12 protein-coding genes and 3 tRNA genes are annotated in these 12,872 nt (G+C 45.4%); 1 reads left to right on the top strand and 14 read right to left on the bottom strand.

Annotated elements, in window-relative coordinates; all coding sequences use genetic code 11:
- The 14 genes from nuoF to RS24_RS00820 all read right to left on the bottom strand — a co-directional run bounded on the left by nuoF (position 1) and on the right by RS24_RS00820 (position 12,230).
- Complete coding sequence (gene nuoF / locus RS24_RS00885) at positions 1–1,284, bottom strand: NADH-quinone oxidoreductase subunit NuoF (RefSeq protein ID WP_021776285.1); 1,284 nt, start codon at positions 1,282–1,284, stop codon at positions 1–3.
- Positions 1,284–1,892: an NADH-quinone oxidoreductase subunit NuoE gene (gene nuoE, locus RS24_RS00880; RefSeq protein WP_021776284.1), complete on the bottom strand. Its 609-nt coding sequence runs from the start codon at positions 1,890–1,892 to the stop codon at positions 1,284–1,286. Before nuoE ends, nuoF begins: the two co-directional genes overlap by 1 nt.
- Positions 1,889–3,067: an NADH-quinone oxidoreductase subunit D gene (locus RS24_RS00875; protein WP_021776283.1), complete on the bottom strand. Its 1,179-nt coding sequence runs from the start codon at positions 3,065–3,067 to the stop codon at positions 1,889–1,891. Before RS24_RS00875 ends, nuoE begins: the two co-directional genes overlap by 4 nt.
- A gap of 28 nt (positions 3,068–3,095) precedes the next feature.
- On the bottom strand, positions 3,096–3,725 hold the full coding sequence (locus tag RS24_RS00870) for an NADH-quinone oxidoreductase subunit C (protein ID WP_021776282.1): 630 nt from the start codon (positions 3,723–3,725) through the stop codon (positions 3,096–3,098).
- Between the two features lie 12 nt (positions 3,726–3,737).
- Positions 3,738–4,265, bottom strand: a complete 528-nt coding sequence (locus tag RS24_RS00865; protein WP_051295578.1) for a NuoB/complex I 20 kDa subunit family protein — start codon at positions 4,263–4,265, stop codon at positions 3,738–3,740.
- Positions 4,266–4,322: 57 nt separating this feature from the next.
- Positions 4,323–4,688 carry an NADH-quinone oxidoreductase subunit A gene (locus RS24_RS00860; protein ID WP_021776280.1) on the bottom strand — a complete coding sequence of 122 codons (366 nt, stop codon included), beginning with the start codon at positions 4,686–4,688 and terminating at the stop codon, positions 4,323–4,325.
- 274 nt (positions 4,689–4,962) lie between these two features.
- A tRNA-Asp gene (locus tag RS24_RS00855) sits at positions 4,963–5,039 on the bottom strand.
- Positions 5,040–5,120: 81 nt separating this feature from the next.
- A tRNA-Val gene (locus RS24_RS00850) sits at positions 5,121–5,196 on the bottom strand.
- A gap of 96 nt (positions 5,197–5,292) precedes the next feature.
- Complete coding sequence (locus tag RS24_RS00845; RefSeq protein ID WP_021776279.1) at positions 5,293–5,568, bottom strand: HU family DNA-binding protein; 276 nt, start codon at positions 5,566–5,568, stop codon at positions 5,293–5,295.
- A 131-nt stretch (positions 5,569–5,699) separates the two neighbouring features.
- On the bottom strand, positions 5,700–8,117 hold the full coding sequence (gene lon / locus RS24_RS00840; protein WP_051295577.1) for an endopeptidase La: 2,418 nt from the start codon (positions 8,115–8,117) through the stop codon (positions 5,700–5,702).
- Between the two features lie 215 nt (positions 8,118–8,332).
- Positions 8,333–9,604, bottom strand: a complete 1,272-nt coding sequence (gene clpX / locus RS24_RS00835; RefSeq protein WP_021776277.1) for an ATP-dependent Clp protease ATP-binding subunit ClpX — start codon at positions 9,602–9,604, stop codon at positions 8,333–8,335.
- A gap of 170 nt (positions 9,605–9,774) precedes the next feature.
- Positions 9,775–10,407 carry an ATP-dependent Clp protease proteolytic subunit gene (locus tag RS24_RS00830; RefSeq protein WP_021776276.1) on the bottom strand — a complete coding sequence of 211 codons (633 nt, stop codon included), beginning with the start codon at positions 10,405–10,407 and terminating at the stop codon, positions 9,775–9,777.
- A 119-nt stretch (positions 10,408–10,526) separates the two neighbouring features.
- On the bottom strand, positions 10,527–12,077 hold the full coding sequence (tig, locus tag RS24_RS00825; RefSeq protein ID WP_021776275.1) for a trigger factor: 1,551 nt from the start codon (positions 12,075–12,077) through the stop codon (positions 10,527–10,529).
- A gap of 68 nt (positions 12,078–12,145) precedes the next feature.
- Positions 12,146–12,230, bottom strand: a tRNA-Leu gene (locus tag RS24_RS00820).
- A gap of 298 nt (positions 12,231–12,528) precedes the next feature.
- Between RS24_RS00820 and RS24_RS00815 the strand changes: the two genes are divergently transcribed.
- A complete protein-coding gene (locus RS24_RS00815) occupies positions 12,529–12,867 on the top strand; it encodes a P-II family nitrogen regulator (RefSeq protein ID WP_021776274.1) in 339 nt (112 codons plus the stop codon).
- Positions 12,868–12,872 lie beyond the last annotated feature (5 nt).

The following is a 12,872-nucleotide window of genomic DNA, read 5'->3' as shown; positions in this document are numbered from 1 at the left end:
TTATTCGGCAGCCTCCTGCGATGAATGACCACTTAAACGGGCTTCAATCTCGGGGCGGAAATGCCTGAACAATCCCTGAATAGGCCATGCCGCAGCATCACCAAGCGCACAAATCGTATGACCTTCAATCTGCTTAGTGACTTGAAGCAGAGTATCAATTTCTTGGGGCTTGGCCTGACCTTTGGCAATTCGCTCCATAACACGCCACATCCAACCAGTACCTTCACGGCACGGTGTGCATTGTCCGCAACTTTCATGTTTATAAAAATGTGAAATGCGGGCAATCGCCTTAACCAGATCCGTCGATTTATCCATGACAATCACAGCAGCAGTGCCAAGACCGGACTGAACTTCTTTCAAACTGTCAAAATCCATGAGAACTGTGTCGCAAATTTCTTTCGGCAACATCGGGACAGAGGATCCGCCGGGTATAACAGCGAGGAGATTATCCCATCCGCCACGCACCCCGCCAGCATGCTTCTCAAGAAGCTCCTTTAGGGGGATACCCATTTCTTCTTCAACATTGCACGGCTTATTGACGTGCCCGGAAATGCAAAACAGCTTCGTGCCGGTATTGCCTTCCCTGCCAAGACCTGAGAACCAACTTGCCCCGCGACGGCAAATGGTTGGGGTAACAGCAATACTCTCAACATTGTTCACAGTCGTCGGGCATCCATACAGGCCAACATTGGCCGGAAATGGCGGCTTCAGACGGGGTTGACCTTTTTTACCCTCTAGAGACTCAATCAGCGCAGTTTCCTCACCGCAAATATAAGCCCCTGCCCCATGATGGACGTAAATATCGTAATCCCAGTCAGAACCACAGGCGTTTTTGCCGAGCAAACCTGCATCATAGGCCTCATCAATGGCCTTTTGCAGAGCCTCACGCTCGCGGATGAATTCACCGCGCACATAAATGTAACAAGCATGCGCGCCCATTGCGAAACCTGCCAGCAAACACCCTTCGAGAAGTTTATGTGGCTCGTGACGCATAATATCGCGGTCTTTACACGTTCCCGGCTCGGACTCATCAGCATTGACAACAAGGTAATGCGGGCGTCCATCATTTTCTTTTGGCATGAAAGACCATTTCAAGCCTGTTGGAAAACCAGCCCCACCTCGGCCTCTCAAACCCGATGATTTGACTTCCTCAATCACCCAATCACGGCCTTTTGCGAGAAGGTCTTTGGCATTGTCCCAATCACCGCGTTTTTGTGCGGAAGCTAAATCAGCACCGTCAGGGCCATAGATATTCTTGAAAATGCGATCACTGTCTTGCAGCATTACGCGTCTCCTTCAATACTTTTGAGAACGGTTCTACCGCCTTCAGGTTCAGATGCCTGCCGGCTGGTTTGTGGGCCAGGGATAACAGTATCGCCTCTTTTCAAATCCAGCAGAATTTTCTCAAACCATTCGGCGGTCAAATCTTCATAAAAATCATCATTAATCTGAACCATGGGGGCGTTTACACACGCACCCAGGCATTCAACCTCTAGCCAGCTTAATTTTCCGTCTTCAGTAACTGTGTTTTGTTCACCGATAATTTTCCTGCAGACATCTTTTAAGTTATCTGCTCCGCGCAACCAGCAAGGGGTTGTTCCGCAAAGCTGAACAAAATGCTCACCAACAGGTTCCAGATTGAACATGGTGTAGAAAGTAGCAACTTCCATGGCACGCATATGAGGCATATCAAGGAATTCAGCAACGTATCTTATCGCGGGTTCAGGCAACCAGCCACCTGACTGTTTTTGGGCTTGCCATAAAAGCGGGATGATTGCACTGGCCTGACGCCCTTTCGGGTATTTAGCTATCTGCTCTTTTGCCCAAGAAATATTTTCTTTAGTGAAAGCAAAGTCATCAGGTTGGTTTTCTGCAACACGACGCACACTCATCGATCAACCTCCCCAAAAACAATATCCAACGAGCCGAGAATAGCTGAGACATCAGCCAGCATATGGTCGCGACTGAGATAATCCAGAGCTTGCAAATGTGCATAGCCCGGCGCCCGTATTTTACAGCGATAGGGCTTATTGGAGCCATCTGCAACGAGATAGACACCAAACTCACCCTTTGGCGCCTCTACAGCACGGTAAATCTCGCCAGGTGGAACATGATACCCCTCAGTGTATAACTTGAAGTGATGTATCAAAGCTTCCATAGAGCCTTTCATTTCGCCGCGCTTGGGGGGAACAATTTTTCCATCAGTGGAAGAAACCGGGCCATCAGGCATTTGCTCAAGACATTGTTTCATAATCCGAACAGATTGGCGGCACTCTTCAACACGACACAGATAACGGTCATAGCAATCACCGTTTTTACCTATCGGAACATCAAAATCTAAATCCGCATAAACTTCATATGGTTGGGCTTTCCGCAAATCCCAAGCTAGACCGGACCCGCGGGCCATCACGCCAGTAAGCCCCCAATTATTAATGTCGTGATGAGATACCACGCCAATATCAACATTACGTTGCTTAAAAATTCTATTTTCTGTCAGCAAGCTCTCAATATCATCCATGACTTTAAGAAACGGGTCACAAAATGCATGAATATCGTCAAGCAAATTTTGCGGTAGATCTTGATGCACACCGCCAGGACGGAAATAAGCTGCATGCAACCGAGCACCACTGGCGCGTTCATAAAATATCATCAATTTTTCACGCTCTTCAAAGCCCCAAAGCGGCGGTGTCAGCGCACCAACATCCATGGCCTGAGTGGTGATATTCAAGAGATGACTGAGAATACGTCCGATTTCAGAATAGAGAACGCGAATATACTGTCCACGAGCCGGGACAGTTACACCCAACATTGCCTCTACGGCCAGCGCAAATGCATGTTCCTGATTCATCGGCGCGACATAATCAAGGCGATCAAAATAAGGAACCGACTGCAGATAAGTCTTGTGCTCAATCAACTTTTCAGTACCACGATGCAATAAGCCGATATGCGGGTCGATACGTTCTACAATTTCACCATCCAAATCCATAACCAGCCGCAGAACGCCATGCGCAGCCGGATGCTGAGGTCCGAAGTTAATTGTGAATTTTCTATCTTCAGCTTGTGACATAATCTTCCCCGGCCTGTTACAGCCTTACTTAAACCTCGTCCGAAACATCCGCTTCGGCTTTTTCATCTCCGGGCAGAACATCCATCTGCCCGCGCACCCCTTCCCAAGGGCTGACAAAATCAAAATCGCGGAATTCCTGAATGAGTGTCACAGGTTCTTGAACAACCCGCTTCTCATCATCATCCCACCGAACCTCTACGTGACCAGTCAACGGGAAATCTTTTCTTAACGGATGACCTTCAAAACCATAATCCGTCAGCAAACGTCTTAAATCCGGGTGACCAGAAAAAAGAATGCCGTAAAGGTCAAATGCTTCGCGTTCAAACCAACTCGCTGAGTCGAATAAGTCTGTTGCACTTGGCACAGCCGTTTTCTCATCAACAGATAATTTAACCCGCACACGCTGGTTCTGGGTCATGGACAGCAAATGATAAACAACGTCAAAACGCTCTGCTCTTTCGGGGTAATCAACCCCGCACACATCAATAAGCTGGGTAAAAGCACAGGCCGCATCATCTCTGAGATATTTCAAAACATCCAGCACTGTATCGACGGTTACGATGAGTGTAAGATCCCCATGAGAAATAGAAGAGTCAGAGATCTTGTCGGAAATCCCGTTAAGAAGATGATTCAGCAAATCCTGATTCTGATCGGTCATGTTGCTATCTTCCTAACGCTCAATCGTGCCTTTACGGCGGATTTTCTTTTGCAGTTGCAGCACGCCATATAGCAGTGCTTCAGCAGTGGGTGGACAGCCCGGCACATAAATATCTACAGGAACAATACGATCACAGCCCCTCACCACAGAATAGGAATAGTGGTAATATCCGCCGCCATTAGCACAAGACCCCATTGAAATCACATAACGAGGCTCAGGCATCTGATCGTAAACTTTGCGGAGCGCAGGCGCCATTTTATTGGTCAATGTGCCAGCAACAATCATCACATCCGACTGACGCGGGGACGCACGCGGTGCAAAGCCGAATCTCTCCCCATCATAGCGCGGCATAGAGGTGTGCATCATCTCAACCGCACAACAGGCCAACCCAAAAGTCATCCAGTGCAGAGACCCAGTCCGTGCCCAATTCACCAGGTCTTCAACACTGGTAACAACGAAGCCCTTATCTGCCAGAGCATCAGAAACCTCGGCATAATAAGGATCTTTCGAAAAATCTGCATTATCAGTGACAAGTTCCAGTTCTTCAGAAACGGTTTCACTTGGGCCTTTATTTTCGTAATTTTCCAAATCAGCCACCTAGTCCCACTCTAAAGCGCCCTTCTTCCATTCATAGGCAAAGCCGATAGTTAGAACTGCAAGAAAGAACATCATTGACCAGAAACCGAAAAGTCCGATATCGCCAAAGGCAACTGCCCAAGGGAAAAGAAATGCGATTTCAAGATCAAAAATAATGAAGAGAATGGCCACCAAATAAAACTTAACGTCAAATTTCATTCGCGCATCGTCGAAGGCTTCAAACCCGCACTCATAGGGAGATAGCTTCTCCGTATCAGGGTCTGAGGGCGCAACCAGCAATGGAACAACCAACAAAGCCAAAGTTACGATAGCAGCGAGTCCCATGAAAATCAGAATTGGCATATATTCTGTAAGAAGTGCTTGCATCTTATTTCGTCCAATTAATCACTGAATACGGGGTATGAATGTTTATATTTACCCGAAAAAGAATCTACTCGACTATATCCTTACTCTCAAAATTTGAAAAGCATTAGAGAGAGTTATCGTTCAAAATATTCCCTTTTAAAGCCATTTTTTCCGCGTCGGAGTGACGCAGTTTTCTGCAGGGCCTTTCCGGTGAGTGAGAAACAAGAAATTTCTAACGTTACGTGTAGTGAATATTATTTCCATCAAAGGGGAGAAGTGATTAATCCGGTGGGAATGGCGAGAGTGACGGGACTCGAACCCGCGACCTCCGGCGTGACAGGCCGGCGCTCTAACCAGCTGAGCTACACCCCCACACGGAAAAACTATTAGACGATTTACGCCCACCCGAATGACAAGTCAAGGTCTGCAAGACAATTGACCGGATATAACGGATGGTGGGCGGTGACGGGATCGAACCGCCGACCCTCTCGGTGTAAACGAGATGCTCTCCCAGCTGAGCTAACCGCCCTAGAGGCTGATTTATTAAACGACAAGTCAGAAAAAGTAAATCAAATAAAAAGCCGACCGATAATATCGGCCGGCTTAAATACTATTAAGAAGCTTCTTATCTGTTGGCAGCTTCTTTAAGAGCTTTACCAGCTCTGAATTTAGGCTGGTTTGACGCAGGTATCTGGATTGCTGCACCAGTTTGTGGATTACGTCCGGTAGAAGCGTTTCGCCGAGTCACCAAAAAAGTACCAAAACCTATAAGACGAACTTCACCACCTGAAGCGAGTTGAGCAGTTATAGTATCCAACACGCTTTCGATAGCGTTAGCTGCGTCTGATTTAGTCAGGCCAGTATCACCTGCAACTTTACTAATAAGATCATTCTTGTTCATGTAAATATCCCTCCAAATGGGCGCGCTATGTTAATGGATAGATTAAAGCCCCGATTCGAGGTCTGGTCAAAACAAAAAACTCAATGTTTTGACCCGCCTGTGTATATTTTAGGGATAAAATTAACGATTAATTAATGCGCTCTTTGTGTATCTTGAGGGCTGGTCATCGCCGATTGTTGTTTGGCTTCATAAGCGGTCTGATCCCACTCAATGGCTTCAGGCATTCTCGTAAGAGCAATTTCAAGAACTTCAGTCATAGATTGCACCGGAATGATGTCCAGACCATCCTTAATGTTGTCTGGTACTTCGGACAGATCCTTGGCATTCTCATGGGGGATGATAACCCGCTCAATACCACCTCGGCGTGCAGCAAGTAGCTTTTCTTTCAGGCCGCCAATTGGCAACACCTGACCGCGCAATGTAACCTCCCCGGTCATTGCGACCTCCTTGTGAACCTCAATACCTGTCATAAGGGAAACAATAGCTGTAGCCATGGCAATACCTGCCGAAGGGCCATCTTTGGGAGTCGCCCCTTCCGGTACGTGAACGTGAATGTCTTTCTTGTCAAACAGTGGAGGTTCTATGCCCAAATCCACACTTTTAGAACGCACAAAGGATGAAGCAGCGCCAATTGACTCTTTCATGACATCCCCAAGTTTACCCGTTGTGGTCATCTTGCCTTTTCCGGGAAGCATGACACCTTCAATGGTCAATAATTCGCCGCCAACTTCTGTCCAAGCAAGACCGGTAACAACGCCGACTTGATCTTCCTTCTCGGCTATACCGAAGCGATAGCGGGAAACACCCAGAAAGTCTTCAAGGTTATCCGGAATAACAGACACGTCTGAGATATTCTCACGCACAATTTTGGTCACAGTCTTACGGCATACATTGGCAAGATCGCGCTCCAAATTCCTGACGCCGGCTTCACGCGTGTATGTACGGATAATCTGTCGCAAGGCATCATTCGATAACTCAAACTCGCCTTTTTTCAAACCGTGATTTGCGATTGATTTTGGAAGAAGGTGACGTTTAGCGATTTCAACTTTCTCATCCTCTGTGTAACCCGGGATACTAATAACCTCCATACGGTCAAGCAAAGGCCCAGGAATATTGAGTGTGTTTGCAGTTGTGACGAACATCACATTTGACAAATCATAATCAACTTCGAGATAGTGATCGTTGAAAGTTGAGTTTTGCTCAGGGTCAAGCACCTCAAGTAAAGCCGAAGCTGGGTCGCCGCGATAATCCATGCCCAACTTATCAATCTCATCTAGAAGAATAAGCGGATTACTGGTCTTCACCTTTTTCATGGACTGTATGATTTTACCCGGCATAGAACCGATATATGTCCGGCGATGACCGCGTATTTCACTCTCATCACGAACCCCACCAAGAGACATTCTCACAAATTCACGGCCTGTGGCCTTGGCAAGCGACTTTCCAAGTGACGTCTTACCAACACCGGGAGGGCCAACCAGACACAAAATTGGACCTTTGAGCTTATTGGTCCTGTTCTGAACCGCGAGATATTCAAGGATTCGCTCTTTAACCTTTTCAAGGCCATAGTGATCTGACTCAAGCACCTGCTCTGCATTGTCTAAATCCTTTTTGACGCGGCTTTTCTTCTTCCACGGCACAGCAAGCAACCAGTCGAGATAGTTTCTCACAACAGTCGCTTCGGCGGACATAGGACTCATATTTTTAAGCTTTTTGAGTTCAGCTTGGGCCTTATCGCGAGCTTCCTTTGAGAATTTTGTTTTCTCAATTTGGGCTTCGAGCTCGGCAAGGTCATCCATACCGTCCTCACCCTCACCCAGTTCTTTCTGGATGGCTTTGAGTTGCTCGTTCAAATAATATTCACGTTGGGTCTTTTCCATCTGGCGCTTTACCCGCCCGCGGATTTTCTTTTCAACTTGCAAGAGACCAACTTCATTTTCCATGTGACCAAGCACATTTTCAAGCCGTTCGGCAACAGACACATTTTCAAGCAATGCCTGCTTTTCGGAAATCTGGATATTTAAATGCCCCGCAACCGTATCAGCAAGCTTTTGCGGGTCGTCAATCTCGCGAATAACATTCTGTACTTCTTGCGGAATTTTACGGTTCATTTTGACATAATTGTCGAACTGCCCAACCACAGTTTTTGATAAGCTTGCGAGATCCGGGCTATCAAGGTCTTCTTCTTCAATCCCGATAACACTGGCTTGAAAGAATGACTCATTGGGCACAAAATCGATCAATTTGGCGCGACGCAGGCCTTCAACAAGCACTTTAACCGTGCCATCAGGGAGTTTTAGAAGCTGCAAAATCGTACCGACTGTGCCAATATCATAAACATCTTCTTCACTCGGATCATCAAGGTCACCGTCGCGTTGGGCGACAAGCATAATCTGCTTGTCATCAGCCATGACATCTTCAAGCGCCCGTATCGATTTGTCTCTCCCGACAAATAGCGGCACAATCATGCCGGGAAATACGACGATATTGCGGAGCGGCAGAACTGCAAGCACCTCTGGGATTTTAATGTAATCTGTGGTGTCTGTCATATCACTCATCGGATGCTCCTATTTGGGTCTTATATTTACGTGTTTATATTTAATGCCGTCACATTGATGTTGTTAGATGGACATAACCATTACGATTGATTCCAATGACGCAGTCAAAACCATTAGTATGTATATGTTGACACTCGAGACCGTTTTCAACAGTTCGATGCAAATTTCACAAAAAATTACAGAAAAGTTATCTTTAAGATAATTTTTTAAGACGCGCGATCGGCTTCTTCAGTTGTCTTTTCAGAGTAAATATAAAGCGGTTGAGCTTTTCCTTCGACCACTTCGGGGCTGATGACAACTTCCTCGACACCTTCTGTGGTCGGAAGTTCAAACATGCTATCCAACAACATGGACTCCATGACTGACCGTAAACCCCGTGCACCGGTTTTGCGCTCAATCGCCCGACGAGCAATGGCCTGCAATGCCTCGTCTTTAAATGTTAGCTTTGTGTCTTCCATATCAAAAAGACGCTGATATTGCTTAACCAACGCATTTTTCGGCTCAGTCAAAATGCGTACAAGTGCTTTTTCATCCAAATCTTCAAGCGTCGCAATAACCGGCAGACGACCAACAAATTCTGGTATCAGGCCAAATTTCAGAAGGTCTTCAGGCTCAAGCGTTTTTAACAAATCGCCCGTTGATTTACTCTCAGGCTGGGCAACATTGGCACCAAACCCGATGGAAGTTTCACCACCTCGACGAGAAATGATTTTCTCCAGCCCAGCAAATGCACCGCCGCAGATAAACAAAATATTGGTTGTATCAACTTGAAGGAATTCTTGTTGCGGGTGCTTGCGTCCGCCTTGCGGAGGGACAGAAGCAACCGTACCTTCCATAAGTTTCAACAAGGCTTGCTGAACCCCTTCGCCCGATACGTCGCGCGTAATGGACGGGTTATCCGCCTTACGGCTAATTTTATCAACCTCATCAATATAAACGATACCGCGCTGTGCACGTTCAACATTATAATCTGCAGCCTGTAGCAGTTTTAGAATAATATTTTCTACGTCTTCACCGACATAACCAGCTTCTGTCAAGGTCGTGGCATCTGCCATGGTAAAAGGCACATCGAGAATTTTCGCTAAAGTTTGAGCAAACAGTGTCTTACCGCAACCGGTAGGGCCAATGAGCAAAATATTTGACTTACTGAGTTCAATCTCAGCATTTTTCGCGCTGTGATTTAAGCGCTTGTAATGATTATGCACGGCAACAGACAATACACGCTTGGCATGAGCCTGACCGATAACATAATCTTCAAGAACATCGTGAATCTCCTGAGGCGTGGGAACCCCCTCGGAGGTTTTGAGCATAGAAGATTTATTTTCTTCTCGGATGATATCCATGCAGAGCTCAACGCATTCATCACAAATGAATACGGTTGGGCCGGCAATCAACTTGCGAACTTCATGCTGGCTTTTGCCGCAGAAAGAGCAATAAAGAGTGCTTTTACTATCGCCTGTTCCACCAACTTTGCTCAAGTTTAGCTCCTGCTTGTTTGTTATTCATGAGGGCCTCATGTTTAGAGGCCTAAAAATTCTTGAATGGATACGCTCTGATTACTCTATGGTCAAACGAATCACACTTCCAACATTCCTTAAACTGACTCAACTGTCAATCTTAGAATATAAATGGTTTTAACCATTTAGCTTTATTCTGACTCTTCCTTAACGGCTTCACGTTTATCGACAACCGTGTCAATGAGACCAAAATTCTTGGCTTCATCGGCAGTCAAAAATGTATCGCGTTCAAGAGCGTCTTCGATTGTTTTCAAATCCTGGCCGGTATGCGTGCAATAAATTTTATTCAAACGTGTCCGCATATCAAGAATTTCTTTCGCATGGCGTTCAATATCCGAAGCCTGACCCTGAAATCCACCTGATGGCTGATGCACCATAATCCGCGCATTAGGGAGAGCAAAACGCATATTCTCCTCACCCGCACAAAGCAGAAGTGAGCCCATGCTTGCAGCTTGACCGATACATAGTGTGGATACTGGCGGGCGGATATATTGCATTGTGTCATATATTGCCATACCCGATGTGACGACGCCGCCGGGTGAATTGATGTACATTGAGATTTCTTTTTTAGGATTTTCTGCCTCAAGAAACAGCAGTTGGGCCGTAATCAGGCTAGCCATGTAATCTTCAATCGCGCCTGTCACAAAAATCACACGCTCTTTCAGAAGTCGGGAATAAATATCATAGGCACGTTCACCACGATTGGTCTGTTCAACCACCATGGGAACCATTGTGTTCATGTAAGTATCAACAATATCATTCATCTATCTATCCTCTAAATGCTTAAGAGCAACTTCTTAAAAGGGTTAACATGCACATGTTCACATGACTATATTATTCACGTCACTTAGACACAAAAACAAAAGGCAAAGATTGCGAAAAATTACTTATCTGCTTTTTTCTTTGCCGGTGCTTTTTTTGGAGCAGGCTTTTTGGCTGCTGGTTTCTTCGCTGCTGGTTTTTTCGCAGGTTTTTCATCACCCTCTTTGGTATCAGCTTTTTTCGCAGGGGCTTTTTTCGCGGGAGCTTTTTTCGCAGGGGCTTTTTTAGCTGCAGTTTTTTTGGCAGGCTTCTTCTTGGCCTTGGGCTTTTCTTCAGACTCCTCAGGGGGTGCCATAAGTTCCTCAATACTGACAGTAATATCAGTGACATCCGCCTGTTCAATTACAAAATCAATGACTTTGTTTTCAAACAGTGGGGCTCGAATTTGTGCCATCGCTTCTGGGTTATTGCGAAAATAATTAAGGACTTCTTGCTCCTGACCTGGGAATTGACGCACGCGCTCCATCAGACCTTGATTGATTTCTTCCTGGGTAACTTCAATCTCGTTATTAGAACCTATTTCAGCAAGGACAAGCCCTGTGCGAACTCTGCGCTCGGCAATCTCACGATACTCCGTCCTTAATTCATCCTCAGTCTCGTCCAATTCGTCGATTTTCTTGCCCTGATTTTCGAGTTCACTTTCAAACTGATGCCATATCTGATTGAATTCCAAATCCACCATACGGTTTGGTAGTTCAAAATCATGCGCATCGCTTAACTTGTCGAGAAGATCACGCTTTACCTGCTCACGAGAAAAATTTTGATAGTCCTTACTGATTTGTTCACGCACCATCTCTTTGAGCTGGTCAAGTGACTCCATACCCATTGAGGTCGCAAACTCGTCATTAATTTCAATCTTTTTCGGGCCACTCACTTCGTGAACAGTTGTCTCGAAAACAGCAGCTTTATTAGCCAAATCTGCATTGCCGTAATCTTCAGGAAAACTCACTTCTATATCGAAGCTATCACCTGCTTTTTTGCCGATAATTTGATCTTCAAAACCTGGGATAAATTGATTGGAGCCTAGCTCCAGCTCAAAACCTTCTGCTGCTCCACCTTCAAATGGTTCGCCATCAATCTTGCCGAGGAAATCAATTTTTACACTATCTCCTGTTGCCGCTTTGGCGGTTTTCGCCTTTTGTTCAAATTGTTTTCGCGATTCAGCAAGGCGCTGGATAGACTCGTCAACTTCTGTATCGGAAATCTCTGCAACTTTGCGATCAAGAGATATATCTTTAAAATTAGCCAGCGTGATTGGCGGGATGATGTCGTAAATCATGTTGAAAATAAAATCGGCATCACCGTTGATGACATTTTCAACATTTCCTTCGAGATCAACTTCAGGTTGCAAAGCCGGACGCTCATCACGGTCACTCAACGCTTGCTGGCTCTGATCATTGACAACCTCTTGAAGAATTTCACTCATCAACCGCGAGCCATAAATTTTTTTCAAATGCGTCACAGGAACTTTACCTTTGCGGAAACCCTTGAGTTGAACCTGATCTTTCAGTTCAAGTATTTTGGTATCCAACCGCGTTGCAAGAGTGTCTTTTGAAATGGTAATTTTCAATTCGCGGGAAAGGCCTTCTGCAGAGGTCTCTTCAATTTGCATCATTACATCCATTTTTTTTGTTGCTCAATTGTACCAATGAGCAGTGATTAATTTGGTTAGTTCGCTTATGGTGCGGGCGGAGGGACTTGAACCCCCACGCCTCTCAGCACTAGAACCTAAATCTAGCGTGTCTACCAATTCCACCACGCCCGCCTTTAAGCTTAACTAACTATGGCGCGGGGTATAGCAATTTAGTTGACCGATGACCAGTGCCTTGTGAAGATTTGTTGAGAGTCTTTAAGACATTTTTTATAATATTGGGACCTACAATAATGTTTATTTTTTAATCAACTGAACAAAATTTAAGCAAGTGTTCACCTTTTCATAAACGTGTTTTAAAGATTGTAAAAATAATACAGTAAATTCATAGTCTTACACACCACCCTGTTCAGAAAAATTTTTGGCACGGTTTCTGCTTTATCAATAACATAAATTCTGAAAGGACAATTCTATGAAAAAAGTAGAAGCGATCATCAAACCCTTCAAATTAGATGAGGTTAAAGACGCATTACAGGAAGCTAGTCTTCAAGGCATCACTGTAATCGAAGCAAAAGGTTTTGGTCGTCAAAAAGGCCACACCGAATTGTACCGCGGTGCAGAATATGTCGTTGATTTTCTGCCCAAGGTAAAAATAGAGCTTATCATTGGCGATGATATGCTTGAAACTGCGATTGAGGTTATTCAAAAAGCCGCTCAAACCGGTCGCATTGGGGACGGGAAAATATTTGTTTCCGACATCCAAGAAGCCATTCGCATTCGGACCGGAGAATCCGGTATCGATGCACTCTAAACTAC

It is taken from the genome of Candidatus Micropelagos thuwalensis (genome assembly GCF_000469155.1).
GTDB lineage: Bacteria > Pseudomonadota > Alphaproteobacteria > RS24 > RS24 > Micropelagius > Micropelagius thuwalensis.
This window is presented reverse-complemented; position numbering and strand designations above follow the sequence as displayed.